Below are 17,020 nucleotides of genomic sequence, written 5' to 3' on the forward strand. Positions count from 1 at the left end.
GCGATCCAGCGCGAACTCGGCAGCGATGACGGGGAAGAGGGCGACGAGCTCGCCGAACTCGCCAAGAAGATCAAGGAAACCAAACTTTCCAAGGAAGCGCGGACCAAGGCGCAGGCCGAGCTGAAGAAATTGAAGGCGATGGCGCCGATGTCGGCCGAGGCCACGGTCGTCCGCAACTATCTGGATACCCTGCTCGGCTTGCCCTGGGGCAAGAAGGCGAAGCTGAAAAAGGATATCGGCGAGGCGCAGAAGGTTCTCGACGAGGACCATTATGCGCTGGAGAAGGTCAAGGACCGGATCGTCGAATATCTGGCCGTGCAGGCGCGGACCAACAAGCTCAAGGGCCCGATCCTGTGCCTCGTCGGCCCGCCCGGCGTCGGCAAGACGTCGCTCGGCAAATCGATCGCCCGCGCCACTGGCCGCGATTTCGTGCGCCAGTCACTGGGCGGCGTGCGCGACGAGGCGGAGATCCGGGGACACCGGCGCACCTATATCGGTTCGCTGCCCGGCAAGATCGCCACCAACCTCAAAAAGGCCGGTACGTCCAACCCGCTGTTCCTGCTCGACGAGATCGACAAGCTCGGACAGGATTTCCGCGGCGACCCGGCCTCGGCGCTGCTCGAGGTGCTCGATCCCGAGCAGAACGACAAGTTCCAGGATCACTATCTCGAGATCGACCTCGACCTGTCCGACGTGATGTTCGTGACGACCGCAAACTCGCTGAACCTGCCGCAGCCGCTGCTCGACCGGATGGAGATCATCCGGCTCGCCGGCTACACCGAGGACGAGAAGGTCGAGATCGCCAAGCGTCACCTCCTGCCCAAGCAGATCGAGGCGCACGGTCTCAAGGAGGGCGAATTCGCGCTCGAGGACGGCGGCCTGCGCTCGATGATCCGGCACTATACCCGCGAAGCGGGGGTCCGGACGCTCGAACGGGAGATCGCGAAGCTCGCCCGCAAGGCGCTGCGCGAAATCCTCGAAGGCAAGGCCGAATCGGTGACGATCACCCCGGACAATCTGTCCGATTATCTGGGCGTGACGAAATACCGGTTCGGGGTCAGCGAGGAAGAGGACCAGGTCGGAGCGGTGACCGGGCTGGCCTGGACCGAAGTCGGCGGCGAGCTGCTGACGATCGAAGCGGTCACCGTGCCCGGCAAGGGACAGATCAAGACGACCGGCAAGCTCGGCGAGGTGATGCAGGAATCGATCCAGGCGGCGATGAGCTTCGTCAAGGCGCGGGCGCCGAGCTACGGCATCAAGCCGAGCGTATTCGGCAAGAAGGACATCCATGTCCATCTGCCCGAAGGCGCGGTGCCGAAAGACGGGCCGTCCGCCGGCATCGGGATGGTCACCGCGATGATCTCCACCTTGACGGGCATCCCCGTCAATCGCGAGATCGCGATGACCGGAGAGGTTACTCTCCGGGGCCGGGTGTTGCCGATCGGCGGCCTGAAGGAGAAGCTGCTTGCGGCGCTGCGCGGCGGCATCAAGACGGTCCTGATTCCCGAGGAGAACGAAAAGGACCTGGCCGAGATACCGGCCAATATCCGGGAGGGTCTCGAGATCGTTCCCGTCGGTCATGTCGATGAGGTGCTGGCGCTCGCATTGACCGGGGCGGTGGCGCCGATCGAGTGGAGCGATGCCGACGAGATCGCAACCGACCCGAGTCCCCAGATCACCACCGGCGTATCGGGCGACGGAGAGCCCACTGTCCGTCACTGAAACGCAACAAATTAACCCTCATAATCCGGAAAGCTCGGAATTTTGGCGTTTTTGTTCGTCTTAGGGCTTTACAGCCATGGGTGAATTGGACTTAGATAGCGCCGTCGGCAACGCCGTGAGTCCAAATTTCTACGAAATACAAACACAAGGGGTGCGGAGAGCATGAACAAACAAGAACTGATTTCCTCTGTCGCGGATGCGTCCGGTCTGAGCAAGGCAGACGCCGGCAAGGCCTGTGAAGCCGTGTTTGACACGATCACCAGCGCGCTGAGCAATGGCGGCGAAGTCCGCCTGGTCGGTTTCGGAACCTTCTCGACGACGGAACGCAAGGCATCGACGGGCCGCAATCCGCGCACCGGCGAGCCGATGCAGATTCCGGCTTCGACGCAGCCGAAATTCAAGGCCGGCAAGGGCCTGAAAGACGCGGTCAACTAGGCCGTTTCCCGGCCGTCAGGCCGGGTAGGGCGAGCGGCCGAGCCTTACCGGGCCGCGGAAAAATAGGCGGGTGCTATGACGGTGCCCGCCATTTTTCTTTTGGACTGCCTCTCGGGGCAGCGACACAGACTGGAGCGGGCGCGTAGCTCAGCGGGAGAGCACTGCCTTCACACGGCAGGGGTCGCTGGTTCAATCCCAGCCGCGCCCACCAGTTTCGGCCATTGCGCCGCGATAAATCGGGCAAGAATCTGCTCGTAATTTAATTACAAACCATTGACGATCGGCGGCTGCGAGCCCTATGTGCGCGGCTGGCTGTAACGCCAGTCATGGCGACCGTAGTTCAATTGGTTAGAATGCCGGCTTGTGATGCCGGAGGTTGCGGGTTCAAGTCCCGTCGGTCGCCCCATTTTTGCCGGGTACGGATCGTCCGATCGCCGGCTGTTCAGGAATTTGCAATGTCCGCGACCTGGGATCTTCCCGACTTTGACGACCATGAAGCCGTGCATCTCTTCCGGGATGTCGAGAGCGGCCTCAGTGCGATCATCGCGGTACACTCGACCCATCTGGGGCCGGCCGCCGGCGGCGTCCGCTTCTGGCACTATGCCGATTCGACGCGAGCGATCACCGACGCGCTTCGCCTGTCGCGCGGCATGAGCTTCAAGAATGCGATGGCCGGATTGCCGATGGGCGGCGGCAAGGCCGTTATCCTGGCCGATGAACAGCGGACGAAGACACCCAGGATGCTGCGCGCGTTCGGCCGGGCCATCGACAGCCTCGGCGGCCGCTATGTCACAGCCGAAGATGTCGGCATGACCGATGACGACATGGTCGTGATCGGCAGCCAGACCGATCATGTTTCGGGACTGCCGGTGGAGAGCGGCGCGGCCGGCGGCGATCCCGGCCCCTATACCGCGCTCGGCGTTTTCCTCGGCGTGAAGGCGGCGGCGAAACGCGCACTCGGAACCGACAGCGTGAAGGGTGTCCATGTCGCGATCCAGGGAATCGGAAGCGTCGGCGGCGGGCTCGCGAAACTGCTTGCCGCCGAAGGTGCCCGGCTGACTCTCGCCGACGTCGATGCGGAGCGCGCGCAGGCGCTTGCCGGGGAATATGGCGGCGAAGCCGTCGCGCCGGACGCGATTCTCGCCGTCGAAGCCGATATCCTCAGCCCCTGCGCACTCGGCGCCATCCTCGACGAACGCAGCATCGCCGCGCTGCGCTGCTCGGCGGTGGCCGGCGGCGCGAACAACCAGCTGGCGACGCCCGCCGACGGCCAGCGCATTCACGACCGCGGCATCCTCTTCGCGCCGGATTATGTGATCAACGCCGGCGGCATCATCAATGTCGGCCTCGAATATCTGGGGCAGGGCGATCAGCGCGAAGTCGAGGCGCGAATCGCGAAGATTCCGGAGCGGCTCGAGCAGGTCTGGCAGGAAAGCGAAGAGACCGGCGATCCCGCGGCCGATGTCGCCGACCGGATCGCCCGCCGCCTGATCGGCCGCGGCTAAACGATAACCGGCCGCTGCGGCCGCGACCGCCTCCGTTCGCGATACAGCGTGTACAGGCCGCTGGCGATGATGATCGCGGCGCCGGTCCAGGTCGCGGCCGACGGAACGTCGGACCAGATCAGCCAGCCCAGCGCGACGGCCCAGAGCAGCTGCGTGTAATCGAACGGCGCGACGACGACGACGGGCGCAACCCGCAACGATGCCGTCAGCAGCAGCTGCGCCGCGCCGCCCAATATGGCGATCGCGATCATGATCGCCCAGCCCGTCCAGTCGTGACCGGCGGCGAAGAAGGGGACGACGAACCCGGTGCCAACCGCCGATATCAGCGTGAACCAGAACACGGTGGTGATCGCGCGCTCCGTCCTGCTGATCTGGCGGATCGTGATGATCACGCAGGCGACGCCGAACGCCGATACCAGGGCGACGACGAGGCCGTCGAGCGGCAGGGCGAGATTCTGCGGCTGCATGATGACGAGCACGCCGACGAACCCCATCGCGACCGCGCTCCAGCGATGCCAGCCCACGGTCTCGAGCAGGAAGATCGCCGACAGGAGAGTCGCGAAAATCGGTGCGGCGAAGCTGATCGCGGTCGCTTCGGCGAGCGGCAGCAGGGTGATCGCCCAATAGCCGAAGCCCATCGCGACGAAGCCGATCAGCGCCCGCCAGAGATGGGCGAGCGGCCGTTTCGTCTTGACGACCTGCAAACCGCCCGGCCGGAGCGCGATCCACAGCAACAGCGGCGGCAGCGCGAAGGCGAATCGCCAGAAGATCATTTCGATCGGGTGCAGGCCGTGGTCGGATCCGATCTTCACCATCGCCGCCATGAACGCGAAAATGGTGGCCGCCGATACGCGCAACACGATGCCGGCGACGGGCCGTTGTTCGGGCGGCGAGAGATCGGTCAAGGGCGGCGTGTGCCTCCGGGCGAAGGAATGTCGTCGGACGAAACGGATTTGCCGTCCTCTTATGCTTTTCCCCGGGCGGATGCTACGCTAAGAGACGCTGCCCATGCACGTTTTCGCAAATCCGACCCGATTTCTGTCGATCGCCCGGCCGCTGACCCCCTGGTTGTTCTGGGGCGGCCTGCTGACGACCGGCATCGCCTTCGCGATGGGCCTCTTCTTTTCGCCGCCCGATTATCTGCAGGGCGAGCTCGTCCGCATCATGTACGTCCATGTGCCGACCGCCTGGCTGGGTATGGCAGGCTGGACCGGCATCCTCCTCGCCAGCATCATGCAGCTCGTCTGGCGGCATCCGCTGGCCGGGATAGCGGCGCGCGCGATCGCCGCGCCCGGCGCGCTTTTCACCGCGCTCTGCCTGCTGACCGGATCGATCTGGGGCCGACCCGCCTGGGGAACCTGGTGGATCTGGGACGGGCGGCTGACCTCGATGCTGGTGCTGCTGTTCCTCTATTTCGGGTTCATGGCGCTCGCCGCCGCCAGCGACGAACGGGCCAGCATCGGCCGGGTCGCGGCGATATTCGGCGTGATCGGCGCGATCAACCTGCCCATCATCCACTATTCGGTCACCTGGTGGAACTCGCTGCATCAACCGCAGAGCCTCACGTTGAGCGGCTCGGCGATCGATAGCGCCATGCTATGGCCGCTGGGGATTGCGGTTCTGGGCTTCTCGATGCTCTTTGGCGCGATCACGTTGTTCCGGATGCGCGCGATCATCGCCGATATCCGGATCGAGGCGCGGTTGCGCCGTCTGGCACAAGGATAACGGGATGGAGCCGTGGCCGTTCATCATCGCCGCCTATGCGTGCACGATCGCGGGAACCGCTTTATTGGCGGTGTGGAGCTTCGCGCGCATGCGGGCGACGGAAAACCGTGCGGCAGCGCTGCGCGAGGGTGACGGGCGATGAAAGCGAAACATCAGCGGCTGACGCTCGCGATCATCGCCATCGTGGCGGTGATCGGCGCTGGATTCCTCGCGCTGTTCGGCCTGCGCGACAATGCCGCGCTGTTTCGAACCCCGGCCGAGATCGCCGCCGAACCGGTACCCGTGGGCCAGGCGTTCCGGCTCGGCGGGATGGTCGCGCAGGGGTCGATCGAGGAACTGCCGGACGGGGTGTCGATCCGCTTCCTCGTGCAGGATGCCGAAGCGCAGGTGCCCGTCGTCTATGCCGGGATTACACCGGACCTGTTCGCCGAGAATTCGGGCGTCGTGGCCGAAGGCGCGCTCGACGCCAACGGCGTATTCGTGGCCGACCATATCCTGGCGAAGCATGACGAGAATTACATGCCGCCCGAACTGGCGGACGTGGAACTGGTCGGAGACCCGCGCCGGTGATCGCCGAGGCCGGTCTCGCCGCCCTGTGGCTCGCCGCCGCCCTGTGCGGCCTCCAGCTCGTGTTCGGCGTGATGGCGCTGCGATCCGATAGCAGTGGGGCGGTCAGCGCGATCCGGCCGGTCGCCATCGTCCAGGGGCTGCTGACCATGTTCTCCTTCGCGATGCTGGTCTGGCTGTTCATGCGCACGGACCTGTCGGTCGAGCTGGTCGCGGCGAACAGCCATTCGGCCAAGCCGTGGCTGTACAAATTTTCGGGAACCTGGGGCAATCACGAGGGATCGATGCTGCTCTGGGTCGCGATTCTCGCCCTGTCGGGATCGCTGGTCGCGATGTTCGAAAGCCGGCTCAAGGAAAGAACGCTGACCGCGACGCTGGCGGCGCAGGCCGCCATCGGCCTCGGCTTCTACGCCTTCCTGATCTTCGCCTCGAATCCCTTTGCGCGCCTCAGCCCGGCCGCGCCCGAGGGCAGGGGCCTCAACCCCTTGCTGCAGGATCCCGGTCTCGCCTTCCATCCGCCGACACTGTACGTCGGCTATGTCGGTCTTTCGATCGCCTTTTCCTTTGCCGTGGGTGCGCTGCTGACGCGCGATGTCGGGCCGACTTTCGCGCGCGCGATGCGGCCATGGGTGCTGGCTTCCTGGATATTCCTCACGATCGGGATCGCGGCGGGCAGCTACTGGGCCTATTACGAACTGGGCTGGGGCGGCTGGTGGTTCTGGGATCCGGTGGAGAACGCCTCGCTGATGCCGTGGCTCGCCGCGACCGCATTGCTGCACTCGGTCACCGTGCTGGCGACGCGCGACGCGCTGCGCGCCTGGACGATCATGCTCGCGGTCGTGGCCTTCTCGATGTCGATGCTCGGCACCTTCCTCGTCCGGTCCGGCGTGCTGACCAGCGTCCACGCCTTTGCCGTCGACCCGCAGCGCGGGACGTTCATCCTCGGCCTGCTGATCCTCTATATAGGCGGCGCTCTCGCGCTCTATGCCATGCGCGTCGGCACGGTACGGGAAGGCGCGCAGTTCGAGTTCATGAGCCGGGAGGGCGCGTTGGTCGCGAACAACCTCCTGCTCACGGCGATCCTCGGCATCGTCCTGATCGGGACGCTCTATCCGCTCGGCGTGGAAGCGGTGACCGGCGAGCAGCTTTCCGTCGGCCCGCCCTATTTCAACGCGACGGCCGGTCCACTGGCTTTGCTCTTGGTCGCCGCGATGGCGGTCGGGCCGCTGCTGCGCTGGCGGCGCGACCGCTGGCGCAACGTGATGGGCCGTATTTCGCTGCCGGTGCTGATCGCCGCGCTGGCGTTGATGGCGCTCGTCCTGCTGACCTCGCCCATCGGAATCCTGCCGATGCTCGGCCTGATCCTCGCGGCCGGCGTGGCGGCGGCGAGCATTGCGCCGCTCTGGAAGCGCAATCTGCGCCGGACGCCGCTATTCATCTACGGCATGGTCGTGGCTCATCTCGGTATCGCCGTCTCCATGGCCGGCATGGCCTTCGAAAGCGCGTTCAGCGAAGAGGTTCTGGTGGCCGCGACGCCGGGAGAGACCCATGAGGTCGGACCCTATTCGGTGACCTTTGACGGGACGCGGCCGGTCGCCGGGCCGAACTGGACGGCGGTCGAGGGCGGCCTGACCGTCCAGCGCGGCGATGGCGAAGCGTTCGTCCTGGCGCCGCAGTCCCGCATGTTCTCCTCGCCCCAGACCGAGACCAACGAGGCCGCTATCCGGACGGCGTGGAACGGGCAGTTGTACACCGTCATCGGCAGCAGCGACGGAGCGGGGCGCTCCCAGTTGCGCCTCTGGTGGAAACCGTTCGTGACCCTGATCTGGCTCGGGGCGCTCCTGATCGCGCTCGGCGGCCTGCTCTCGCTCATCGGCCGCGTCCGGCGCGAGCGACGGACCATGGAACGCGAGGCCTGGGCATGAGTACCGATCCCGCCATCGAAAAGCAGACGGCTGCCATGAAGCGCTTCATCCTCTGGGTGCCGCTCGTCATCGCCGCGATCTTTTTCGGCTTTTTCGGCTACGCCCTCTATTTCGGGAACAGCTCGCCCCAGCAGCGGGCGATCGAATCGCAGCTGATCGGCCAACCGATGCCGGAATTCGCGCTCGAGCCGTCGCTGCCCGGCCGTCCGGGGCTCAGCAGCGCAGACCTCGCCACCGGCGAACCGCGGCTGCTGAATTTCTTCGCGAGCTGGTGCGTGCCTTGCATCGCCGAAGCGCCCCAGCTGATGCAGCTACGCGACGCGGGCGTTGCCATCGATGCCGTTGCGGTGCGGGACCGTCCCGAGGATGTCTATGCGTTTCTCCAGCGATGGGGCGATCCCTATGAGCGGATCGGCGCCGATACGCAGAGCGAGGCGCAGCTTGCCCTGGGATCATCCGGCGTGCCGGAAACCTTCGTCGTCGACGGCGATGGCGTGATCGTGCACCAGCATATCGGCGATATCCGCCCCGAGCATGTACCCGAGATACTCGCCGCGCTGGAGAATGCGCGATGAGCCGCTGGCTCGCGATACTGCTGCTGGCCGTCGGGCTGAGCGGTCCCGTCCATGCGCAATCGCGAATGCCGGAAGCCGAATGGGCCAATCGCCAGCTTCCGGACGAGACCCAGGAAGCCGAAGCCAAGGAGTTGATGGAATCGCTGCGCTGTCTGGTATGTCAGGGCCAGTCGATCGCCGACAGCGACGCCGACATGGCGCAGGACATGCGCGCGCTCGTCCGCCGCCGCATCGCCGCGGGCGAGGAACCCGAGGAGATCCGGAACTGGCTGGTCGACCGCTATGGCCGCTGGATCACCTACGACCCCCCGATCGACAGCGTGACATGGCCGCTCTGGCTGCTGCCGATCGCGCTGCTCGGCGCGGGAATCTGGCTTGCGCGCGGTCGGTTCCGCCTGCCCGGCAAGGACAGCTGATGGGCTGGTTCGCGGCGGTCGGCCTGATCGCGCTCATCCTGTTCTGGCTCTGGCGGCTCGCCGAGTTTCGGGGGCGGCGGCTCGAATGGCTGGGAGCGGCGCTGCTGATCGGCCTGGCCGGCTATGCGTGGCAGGGAAGTCCCGTCCTCGACGGGCGGCCGACCGAAAACCGTCTGGAACGGCCGCCCGAAGGCAGCACCGACATCAACGAGGCGTTTCTCGACAATCGCAACGCCTCGTCCGAACGCTGGATCGAGTTCGCCGAAGCGCTGAACCGGGTCGGCAATCACATGAACGCCGCCCACGCGATCCAGAACGGGATCGATAACGATCCCGGCAATCCCGATCTCTGGGTGGCACTCGGCAACGCGCTGCTGCTCCATGGGGAAGGGCAGATGAACCCGGCCGCGCAGCTCGCCTTCGAGCGGGCCGCGCAGCTCGCGCCCGAGCATCCCGGCCCGCCCTTCTTCCTCGGCCTCGCGCTGGCCCAGGCGGGCCGGCTCGACGATGCGGAGGCGACCTGGCGGGCGCTGCTCGAACGCACGCCCGAGGACGCGCCCTATCGCGCGGATCTGGAAAGCCGGTTGGCAAGCATCGCCCGGGCGCAGGGACGGCCGGCCGAAATGCCAGCCGCACCCGCGCCCGAGGACGAATCAGGCGCCTAGTTGAACGGCAGGTCGAGCGCCTCGGCGACCGCTTCGTAGCGGATCTTGCCGTCCGAAACGTTGAGACCGGCCGCGAGATGCGGATTGTCCGCCATCGCCTTGTCCGGCCCCTTGTTCGCAAGCTGGATCACATAGGGCAGCGTCGCGTTGTTCAGCGCGAAGGTCGAGGTCCGCGCGACCGCGCCGGGCATGTTGGCGACGCAATAATGGATGACGCCCTCTTCCACATAGACCGGATGTTCGTGCGTCGTCGGCCGCGAGGTTTCGAAACAGCCGCCTTGGTCGATCGCGATATCGACCACGACCGAACCGCGCTTCATCGTCTTCAGCATGTCGCGGGTGATCAGTTTCGGCGCCGCACCGCCGGGGACCAGCACCGCGCCGACGACCAGATGCGCCGATCTGACCGCGGCCTCGATCGCCGCCTTGGAGGCGTAGGCCGTCTTGATCGTGTTGCCGAAATGGGTGTCGAGTTCGGCGAGCCGGTCGTTGCTGATATCGTAGATCGTCACGTCGGCGCGCAGGCCGACCGCCATCTGCGCCGCGTTGAGCCCGGCGACGCCGCCGCCGATGATCACGACCTTGGCCGGCGCCACGCCCGGCACGCCGCCGAGTAGGATGCCGCGGCCGCCTTGCTCTTTTTCGAGATAATGCGCCCCGGCCTGGATCGACATCCGGCCCGCCACTTCGCTCATCGGCTTGAGCAGCGGCAAGGAGCGGTTGGGCGAGGTCACCGTCTCATAGGCGATGCAGGTCGCCCCCGAGGCCATCAGCCCCTCGGTCTGGGGCTTGTCGGCGGCGAGATGGAGATAGGTGAAGAGGATGTGGCGCGATTCGAGCATCGCGACTTCCTGCGCCTGCGGTTCCTTGACCTTCACGATCATGTCCGAACCGGCGAACACCTCCGCCGCAGTGTCGACGATCGTCGCGCCGACCGCGCGATAATCGTCATCGTCGAAGTCGATGCCGCAACCGGCCTTGGTTTCGACGGTCACCTCGTGACCGGCCTGGACGACATCGAAAACCGAGTCCGGGGTGAGTCCGACCCGATATTCGTGATTCTTGATTTCCTTGGGGATTCCGACGCGCATCGACGCCTCCTGAGATTGCTGATCGCCGGCCTATAGCGACCCGCGTTAAGCTTGTCCTCCCATTGCGAACGGGCGAATCTCGTGATAGTGCGCGCGCTTTGCCGCACCCGGGCCAGACTGCCCGGCCAGCGAGGCTTACCCGGCATTCACAAGGGGCCGTGTCCGTAAAAAATGGGCGATTCGAAAACTGCTCACCCTGTCTCCGGTCCGCCGACGCGCGACCAGGCGGTCATCAAGCTCGCGCTCGGTGCGATCGGCATCGTGTTCGGCGATATCGGAACGAGTCCGCTTTATGCGTTTCGCGAGGCGTTTACCGGCCATCACCCGCTCGCGCTCGATGCGCTGCATCTGTACGGCGTATTGAGCCTGATCTTCTGGGCCATGATGCTCGTCGTCACGATCAAATATGTGGCGATCATCATGCGCGCGGACAATCGCGGGGAGGGGGGAAGCCTCGCGCTGCTGGCGCTGATGGGCGGCCGCAACTCCGGCAAGAAATGGAGCGCCGGGATCGTCATGCTCGGCGTGCTCGCCACCGCGCTGTTCTTCGGCGACTCGATGATCACCCCGGCGGTATCGGTGCTCGGCGCCGTCGAAGGGCTTGCCGTGGTCAATCCGTCGCTGAGCGGCTGGATCATACCGATCGCTGTCTTCATCCTTATCTTCCTGTTCCTTATCCAGCGGTCGGGAACCGCGCGGGTCGGCGCGTTTTTCGGGCCGATCATGCTGCTCTACTTCCTGACGATTTCGGTTCTCGGCATTCTCAGCATTGCGCAAAACCCCGAAATCCTCTGGGCCTTCAGCCCGCACTACGCGGTGCAATTCTTCATGATGGAACCGCTCAAGGCGTTTCTGGCGCTCGGCGCCGTCGTGCTCGCCGTGACCGGCGCCGAAGCGCTCTATGCGGACATGGGCCATTTCGGCCGCAAGCCGATCGGCGTCTCCTGGCTCGTCTTCGTCCTTCCGGCGCTGATGCTCAACTATATGGGGCAGGGCGCGCTGGCCCTGCGCGAGGGCGAGGCGATCATGGCCAACCCATTCTTCATGCTGGCGCCGGGCTGGTTCCAGCTGCCATTGCTGATCATCGCCACGCTAGCGGCGATCATCGCCTGCCAGGCGGTGATTTCGGGCGCCTTCTCGGTGACGCAGCAGGCCATCCAGCTCGGCTTCATGCCGCGCCTCAGGATCAACCACACCAATGCCAAGACGATCGGCCAGATCTACATCCCGGTCGTCAACTGGGCGCTGATGATCATGGTCGTGCTGCTCGTGCTGACGTTCGGCAACGTATCGAACCTGACCGCCGCCTATGGCATCGCCGTGACCGGGGCGATGCTGATGGACACCTGTCTGCTCAGCGTCCTGCTCTTCAGCTTCTGGAAATGGAACAAGCTCTGGGCCGGGTTGCTCGTCGGGCTGTTCTTCGTCGTCGACCTGCTGTTCTTCGCAGCCAATCTCACCAAGCTGACCGATGGCGGATGGGTGCCGCTGGCGATCAGCGGCTTCGCATTCATCCTGCTGACGAGCTGGGCCAAGGGGCGCTCGCTGCTCATCGCCCAGATGCGCGAAACCGCCATGCCGGTTCAGGTCTTCGTCAAATCCGCGGCAGGCGAAGCCACCCGCGTTCCCGGCACCGCCGTCTTCATGACGACCTCGCCCGAAGGCGTGCCCCATGCGCTGCTCCACAACCTCAAGCATAACAAGGTCCTGCACGAGCGGATCGTGCTTCTGACCGTCTCGATTCTCGACCGGCCGCACGTCGCCGAACAGGATCGCGTCAAATCGGAGGATCTGGGTGCCGGCTTCTACCGGATCATCCTGCGCTACGGCTTCATGCAGGACACTAATGTGCCCAAGGCGCTCGAGAAGGTCACGACCTGCGGACCGCCGTTCCGCATGATCGAGACCAGTTTCTTCCTCGCCCGGCAGACGCTGCTGAGCTCGGAAAACCCGGGCATGGCCCCGTGGCGCGAGAAGCTGTTCGCCTGGATGCTGCGCAACGCGGAGACGGCGATGCAATTCTTCCGCCTGCCGCCGAACCGGGTGGTCGAACTCGGCAGCCAGGTCGAGATCTGAAGCCTTTTCGTGCGCGCGGCCATCATTCTCGCGGCCGGGCGGTCCCGCCGCTTCGGAACCGCCAACAAGCTGTTGTCGCCGTATCGCGGCAGGCCGCTGCTGCGATGGGCGATCGATGCGGCGCTGCGGGCGCCGGTCGGGCGCGTGCTTGTCGTCATCGGCGCCGACAGATTCCGCACTGCGCGCGTCGTGCATGCGGTTCGCAACGACCGGGTATCGGCCGTCTTCGCGCCGGACCACCGGCGGGGCCGGCGGGCCAGCCTGTTGCGTGGACTGCGGTCGCTCCGCGCATCCGAGCGCCAAGCGCTTGTTTTCCTGGCCGATATGCCGCTCCGGGAATCCCGTCCCGCCGCCCGTCTGGCCAAGGCGCGCTCCCGCTGTCCGATCGCGGTCCGCGCCGCGCATCGCGGAAGGCCGGGCCATCCGGTGCTGATCCGCGACGTCGGAACGGTCGCCGACCGCCTCACGCGCGGACAGCCGCCCTTCCGCGCGAACGAGGTTGTCGGTGTCGAATCGGGGCGCGCGGCGATCGCCGATATCGATCGCCCTGCCGATCGACTCGCGAACGGCGGACGGCGCCGCCCATGACGGCCGAAGCCGCCCCGATAATCGTCTCCGCCGTGTTCGGCGCGGAGGATTTCTCCTGTCTGAACGGATTGCGCCGCCGGCATTTCCCGCCGGAACGCAATGTCGTCGACGCCCATCTGACGCTTTTCCACCACCTGCCGCCGAGCGTCGCCGCGGAGCTCAAGCATCGGCTCAACGCCGAAACACGCGGCACGCGGTCGCCCCCGGCGCGCTTGACCGGGCTGATGTCGCTGGGGCGCGGCGTGGCGCTCCGGGTCGAGAGTCCCGCACTGCAGGACATCCGCGACCGGCTGTCGGACGCGTTTTCCGGCCTTCTGACGCCGCAGGATCGGCAGCGCTGGCGCCCGCATGTCACGATCCAGAACAAGGTGGAACCCGTGGAGGCGAGAGCGCTCCTCGAGGAACTGTCCCGGGAGTTCGTGCCCCAGCCGCTGAAGATCGCCGGCCTTGCAAGCTGGTATTATCGCGGCGGCCCGTGGGAGCCGCTTTCGACGCACAGATTTACCGGCTGACGGGTTTCCGGATCAGTCGATCTGGCCGATGCCTTCGCAGCTGAGACCGAACGCCTCCAGCCCGGCGTCGAGATAGGCGGCGAGCATCGGCATCTCCATCAGCTGATCCGCCGCCGGGTCGCTGTCCGGATCGGCTGCCGCGGCCAGCGCTTCGTCCCATTCCGTCGCCTCGAACGTGCCGTTGCCGACCCAGGCCAGCGCCAGCACTTCGGCAATCTGGTCTTCGGCGAGATCGTCGAGCGCGGCCTCGATCTCCGCCTCGACCGAATCATTCTTCTCGTCGATCATCACGTCATACGCGTCGTCCGTGGAAATCGGGCCGTCCTCGTCCACCTCGTCGGGTTCGTTGGAGGGCACCTGCGCGTCCCATTCGCGCGCGCGGACGATGATCCGGCAGATCATGTCGAGCGGGGTTTCGAGGTCCATTGTCGCGTCTCCTGCAGTCGGCAAACCTACCGATTCAACACTTGGCGGTCCATCCGGGTTCCCCGCTATGCCAAACCGGTTGACCGCAAAAGACGCGCTGCCTATAGGCCCCCAACGCCGGTTTGCGGCGCTCGCCTTCGTGCGTCGGGGCGGAGTAGCTCAGTTGGTTAGAGCAGTGGAATCATAATCCATGTGTCGGGGGTTCAAATCCCTCCTCCGCTACCAAGTTTCTCTTTTCCCCGTTCAAGCAATGCCAGCCTGTTGCGCGCTTGCGCCGGGGAAGGCAGGGCACCTATTTCGGGCCCTCAGTTTGAACAGGATACGTCATGGCCGAAACGCATCGCACCAAAATGCTCATCCTCGGATCGGGCCCCGCGGGGCTTTCTGCCGCGATCTACGCCGCCCGCGCCGGCATGGAACCGATCGTCGTGCAGGGCATCGAGCCCGGCGGCCAGCTGACGACGACGACCGAGGTCGAGAATTATCCGGGATTCGCCGACATCATCCAGGGCCCATGGCTCATGGAACAGATGCAGAAACAGGCCGAGAATTGCGGCGCGCGGATGATGTGGGACAGCATCGTCGAGGTCGATCTCTCGAAACGGCCGTTCCGGATGAAGGGCGACGGCGGCGACGAATATGTCGGCGACGTGCTGGTCATCGCGACGGGCGCCCAGGCGCGCTGGCTGGGCCTCGACAGCGAGACCGCGCTGCGCGGGAAGGGGCTTTCGGCCTGTGCGACCTGCGACGGCTTCTTCTTCCGCGGCAAGAAAATCGCGGTGGTCGGCGGCGGCAATACCGCGGTCGAGGAAGCGCTCTATCTCACCAATCACAGCGACGACGTCACCCTGATCCATCGCCGCGACGAATTGCGGGCCGAAAAGGTGCTGCAGGACCGGCTGTTCGCCCATCCGCACATCACCGTGCTGTGGGACAAGACTGTGGACAAGTTTGTGGGCGGCGGCGATCCGGAAGGGCTGGTCGCGATCGATCTCAAGGACACGAAGACCGGCGAGATATCGCAGATTCCGGCGGAAGGCGGTTTCATCGCCATCGGCCACGACCCGGCGACGGAACTGTTCCGGGGTCATCTCGAGCTCGACGAGGACAATTACATCAAGGTCGAGCCCGGCAGCACGCGGACGAGCGTTCCGGGCGTGTTCGCCTGCGGCGATGTAATGGACAAGGTATACCGGCAGGCCGTCACGGCTGCCGGCACTGGCTGCATGGCCGCGCTCGATGCGGAAAAATTCCTCGCCGAGGCCGAATTCGAGTCCGAGCTGGAAACCGCCTAGAAGGTCTCTTCGAAACGTCGGAGCGCCGCCAGACAACTGTCCCTGAGCTGATCGAAATCGCCGTCGCGGGCGAAGCTGTGGGCATCGGTGTCGATGACGTCGCGGCTGAACCGGGCCTCGCCGGCAAGCGGCGCGAGCGCGCCTTTGCGCCATTCGTCGTCGAAACCGATGGCCGTGGCGTCATCCTTGGCCAGCACGATGTGGCCCGGCGCCGCCGACGCCGCAAGCGCCTCCGCCACGCGCTGGGCGAGACTCCCCTCGCTGCGCCGCGGTTTCGCGATCTTGAGCAGGCCGGCGATGGCCTTCCGATAGTCGATTCCGCCGGTCAGCAGCCGTTTCCAGCCCCCGAAACTGAGCAGCTGGTCGCGATAGTGGCTCTTGATGGCCGCCGGTGGCGGCTCGTTCGCCGCCGCTTCGACGACCCAGGGATTGGCGAGGATCATGGCGTCGACGCCGCATTGGCGATGGTGGAGGCACAGCGTCGTGGCGCCATCGCACAGTCCGAATCCGACGATATGCGCGATGTTCGGCGCCCTTTCGCGGAACGCGTCGACGGCGGCCTGCAGGTCGGGCGCGCTGGCCTCGAACCCCGGATCCTCGCCCGAACCGTCGCCGACGCCGCGCCGGTCGTAGCGCATCGCCGGATATCCGGCGTTCGCCAGCGCCGCACCCAGTTCCGCGAAGCCGCGATGCGCGCCGAACCGCGTCTGGCCGCCTCCGGTGACGATGAGCACGCCGATCGCCCTGTCCGCCGGATCCAGCGAACCCGCAAGCAGTTCATCGGCGCATTCAAAGGCGAATTGCGATCGCATCAGCCCGTCCATTCGGCGATCCCCGCGGTCAGCGCGCCGGTCAGTTCGGCCGAGCCGCTAGGCTCGGCCCGGCGCCATAACGGCGGTCCGGCGATCCGGCGATCCGCCGCGCCATGTTCGGTCTCGAGCCGGATCGTGCTGGTGTCGGAAAGATCGGCGATATCGGCGTCGCGGACTGCAGAGGCGAGCGCGGCGCTGACCGGATAGCCGCCGAGCAGAGTGGGGCCTTCCGTAAAGACCGCCTGTTGGGCGGCGCTGTCGAAATCGGGATCGTTCAGGCTACGCGACCGGATAAGATCGCGGATCAGCCTTTTGCCCTGGACCGGGGAGAAGCGCATATGCGGCAGGCCCGGCACGACGTCGTCGAGCAGACAGCCGCCGCGGACCGCGAATATCGCGGTCGCGGCGCAGGCCGTCGCGGCGTCATCGACGGCGTGACGCCAATCCGTCCATTGTATCGCGGCCAGCCCGGTCTCACTTTCTCCGGTGCCGGGCAGGTCCGGCAGATGCGTCGCGACGCCGCTGTCGGCGAGCGCCCGCATCAGGTCGGAAAGCAGTTTGCGCGTCCGGTTCAGTTCCTCGAACAGGGGCGGCACGATCAGCAGCTGGCTGGCCTCCGCCGGGCCGAAGCTCATCATGGGATGCGCCGCACCCCGCGATTCATAGAACGAAAATCGCGGGACGG

The 17,020-nt window shown here is 65.9% G+C and carries 19 protein-coding genes and 3 tRNA genes; 17 read left to right on the forward strand and 5 right to left on the reverse strand.

Features of this window, described 5'->3' with window-relative positions; translation table 11 throughout:
* The 5 genes from lon to ACTS1X_RS12005 form a co-directional block, all read left to right on the forward strand.
* The coding region (lon, locus tag ACTS1X_RS11985) for an endopeptidase La (RefSeq protein WP_442614633.1) at window positions 1-1,722 on the forward strand (1,722 nt) is incomplete at its 5' end.
* Window positions 1,723-1,884: 162 nt separating this feature from the next.
* Entirely contained in the window at window positions 1,885-2,157 is a 273-nt protein-coding gene (locus ACTS1X_RS11990; RefSeq protein WP_442614634.1) for an HU family DNA-binding protein, read from the forward strand.
* 136 nt (window positions 2,158-2,293) lie between these two features.
* Window positions 2,294-2,368: transfer RNA gene (locus ACTS1X_RS11995), tRNA-Val, on the forward strand.
* Between the two features lie 118 nt (window positions 2,369-2,486).
* Window positions 2,487-2,563, forward strand: a tRNA-His gene (locus ACTS1X_RS12000).
* Window positions 2,564-2,612: 49 nt separating this feature from the next.
* Window positions 2,613-3,662 carry a Glu/Leu/Phe/Val family dehydrogenase gene (locus ACTS1X_RS12005; protein ID WP_442614635.1) on the forward strand — a complete coding sequence of 350 codons (1,050 nt, stop codon included), beginning with the start codon at window positions 2,613-2,615 and terminating at the stop codon, window positions 3,660-3,662.
* On the opposite strand, the gene ACTS1X_RS12010 is transcribed toward ACTS1X_RS12005, so the two are convergent.
* Window positions 3,659-4,567 (reverse strand): DMT family transporter, encoded by a 909-nt coding sequence (locus ACTS1X_RS12010; RefSeq protein ID WP_442614636.1) that lies wholly within the window; start codon window positions 4,565-4,567, stop codon window positions 3,659-3,661. The two genes, ACTS1X_RS12005 and ACTS1X_RS12010, sit on opposite strands and share 4 nt — an antisense overlap.
* A 103-nt stretch (window positions 4,568-4,670) precedes the next feature.
* On the opposite strand from ACTS1X_RS12010, the gene ccmC reads away from it, so the two are divergent.
* Genes ccmC through ACTS1X_RS12045 form a run of 7 tightly spaced genes read left to right on the forward strand, consistent with a single transcriptional unit; the run spans window position 4,671 to window position 9,535 of the window.
* Window positions 4,671-5,387 carry a heme ABC transporter permease CcmC gene (gene ccmC, locus ACTS1X_RS12015; protein ID WP_442614637.1) on the forward strand — a complete coding sequence of 239 codons (717 nt, stop codon included), beginning with the start codon at window positions 4,671-4,673 and terminating at the stop codon, window positions 5,385-5,387.
* A 4-nt stretch (window positions 5,388-5,391) separates the two neighbouring features.
* Entirely contained in the window at window positions 5,392-5,529 is a 138-nt protein-coding gene (locus ACTS1X_RS12020; protein WP_442614638.1) for a hypothetical protein, read from the forward strand.
* A complete protein-coding gene (ccmE, locus tag ACTS1X_RS12025) occupies window positions 5,526-5,957 on the forward strand; it encodes a cytochrome c maturation protein CcmE (RefSeq protein ID WP_442614639.1) in 432 nt (143 codons plus the stop codon). Before ACTS1X_RS12020 ends, ccmE begins: the two co-directional genes overlap by 4 nt.
* The gene (locus ACTS1X_RS12030) at window positions 5,954-7,879 is read left to right on the forward strand and encodes a heme lyase CcmF/NrfE family subunit (RefSeq protein WP_442614640.1); all 1,926 of its coding nucleotides are present in this window, start codon (window positions 5,954-5,956) and stop codon (window positions 7,877-7,879) included. The genes ccmE and ACTS1X_RS12030 overlap by 4 nt, the downstream gene beginning before the upstream one ends.
* Window positions 7,876-8,454 (forward strand): DsbE family thiol:disulfide interchange protein, encoded by a 579-nt coding sequence (locus ACTS1X_RS12035; RefSeq protein ID WP_442614641.1) that lies wholly within the window; start codon window positions 7,876-7,878, stop codon window positions 8,452-8,454. The genes ACTS1X_RS12030 and ACTS1X_RS12035 overlap by 4 nt, the downstream gene beginning before the upstream one ends.
* A complete protein-coding gene (locus ACTS1X_RS12040; protein WP_442614642.1) occupies window positions 8,451-8,870 on the forward strand; it encodes a cytochrome c-type biogenesis protein in 420 nt (139 codons plus the stop codon). The genes ACTS1X_RS12035 and ACTS1X_RS12040 overlap by 4 nt, the downstream gene beginning before the upstream one ends.
* Window positions 8,870-9,535, forward strand: a complete 666-nt coding sequence (locus tag ACTS1X_RS12045; RefSeq protein ID WP_442614643.1) for a tetratricopeptide repeat protein — start codon at window positions 8,870-8,872, stop codon at window positions 9,533-9,535. Before ACTS1X_RS12040 ends, ACTS1X_RS12045 begins: the two co-directional genes overlap by 1 nt.
* Here the strand turns inward: ACTS1X_RS12045 and ald are convergent.
* Window positions 9,532-10,626 carry an alanine dehydrogenase gene (gene ald, locus ACTS1X_RS12050; RefSeq protein ID WP_442614644.1) on the reverse strand — a complete coding sequence of 365 codons (1,095 nt, stop codon included), beginning with the start codon at window positions 10,624-10,626 and terminating at the stop codon, window positions 9,532-9,534. The two genes, ACTS1X_RS12045 and ald, sit on opposite strands and share 4 nt — an antisense overlap.
* A gap of 171 nt (window positions 10,627-10,797) precedes the next feature.
* Here ald and ACTS1X_RS12055 point away from each other — a divergent pair, with 171 nt between their 5' ends.
* From ACTS1X_RS12055 to ACTS1X_RS12065, 3 genes are read left to right on the forward strand one after another with little or no spacing between them, the layout of a single operon-like run.
* The gene (locus ACTS1X_RS12055; protein ID WP_442614645.1) at window positions 10,798-12,702 is read left to right on the forward strand and encodes a potassium transporter Kup; all 1,905 of its coding nucleotides are present in this window, start codon (window positions 10,798-10,800) and stop codon (window positions 12,700-12,702) included.
* A 9-nt stretch (window positions 12,703-12,711) separates the two neighbouring features.
* On the forward strand, window positions 12,712-13,290 hold the full coding sequence (locus ACTS1X_RS12060) for a nucleotidyltransferase family protein (RefSeq protein WP_442614646.1): 579 nt from the start codon (window positions 12,712-12,714) through the stop codon (window positions 13,288-13,290).
* Entirely contained in the window at window positions 13,287-13,802 is a 516-nt protein-coding gene (locus ACTS1X_RS12065; RefSeq protein WP_442614647.1) for a 2'-5' RNA ligase family protein, read from the forward strand. The genes ACTS1X_RS12060 and ACTS1X_RS12065 overlap by 4 nt, the downstream gene beginning before the upstream one ends.
* Before the next feature lie 12 nt (window positions 13,803-13,814).
* Here the strand turns inward: ACTS1X_RS12065 and ACTS1X_RS12070 are convergent, their stop codons facing one another.
* Complete coding sequence (locus ACTS1X_RS12070) at window positions 13,815-14,228, reverse strand: DUF3775 domain-containing protein (RefSeq protein WP_442614648.1); 414 nt, start codon at window positions 14,226-14,228, stop codon at window positions 13,815-13,817.
* 148 nt (window positions 14,229-14,376) lie between these two features.
* On the opposite strand from ACTS1X_RS12070, the gene ACTS1X_RS12075 reads away from it, so the two are divergent.
* Both ACTS1X_RS12075 and trxB read left to right on the forward strand, forming a co-directional pair.
* Window positions 14,377-14,453 (forward strand) — tRNA-Met (locus ACTS1X_RS12075).
* A gap of 125 nt (window positions 14,454-14,578) precedes the next feature.
* A complete protein-coding gene (trxB, locus tag ACTS1X_RS12080) occupies window positions 14,579-15,523 on the forward strand; it encodes a thioredoxin-disulfide reductase (protein ID WP_442614694.1) in 945 nt (314 codons plus the stop codon).
* On the opposite strand, the gene ACTS1X_RS12085 is transcribed toward trxB, so the two are convergent.
* Window positions 15,520-16,347: a hydrolase 1, exosortase A system-associated gene (locus tag ACTS1X_RS12085; RefSeq protein ID WP_442614649.1), complete on the reverse strand. Its 828-nt coding sequence runs from the start codon at window positions 16,345-16,347 to the stop codon at window positions 15,520-15,522. The genes trxB and ACTS1X_RS12085 overlap by 4 nt on opposite strands.
* Window positions 16,335-16,973 (reverse strand): hypothetical protein, encoded by a 639-nt coding sequence (locus ACTS1X_RS12090; RefSeq protein ID WP_442614650.1) that lies wholly within the window; start codon window positions 16,971-16,973, stop codon window positions 16,335-16,337. Before ACTS1X_RS12090 ends, ACTS1X_RS12085 begins: the two co-directional genes overlap by 13 nt.
* Between the last annotated feature and the right edge of the window lie 47 nt (window positions 16,974-17,020).

The sequence above is a fragment of the Parasphingopyxis sp. genome, from assembly GCF_052168275.1.
Taxonomy (GTDB): Bacteria; Pseudomonadota; Alphaproteobacteria; order Sphingomonadales; family Sphingomonadaceae; genus Parasphingopyxis.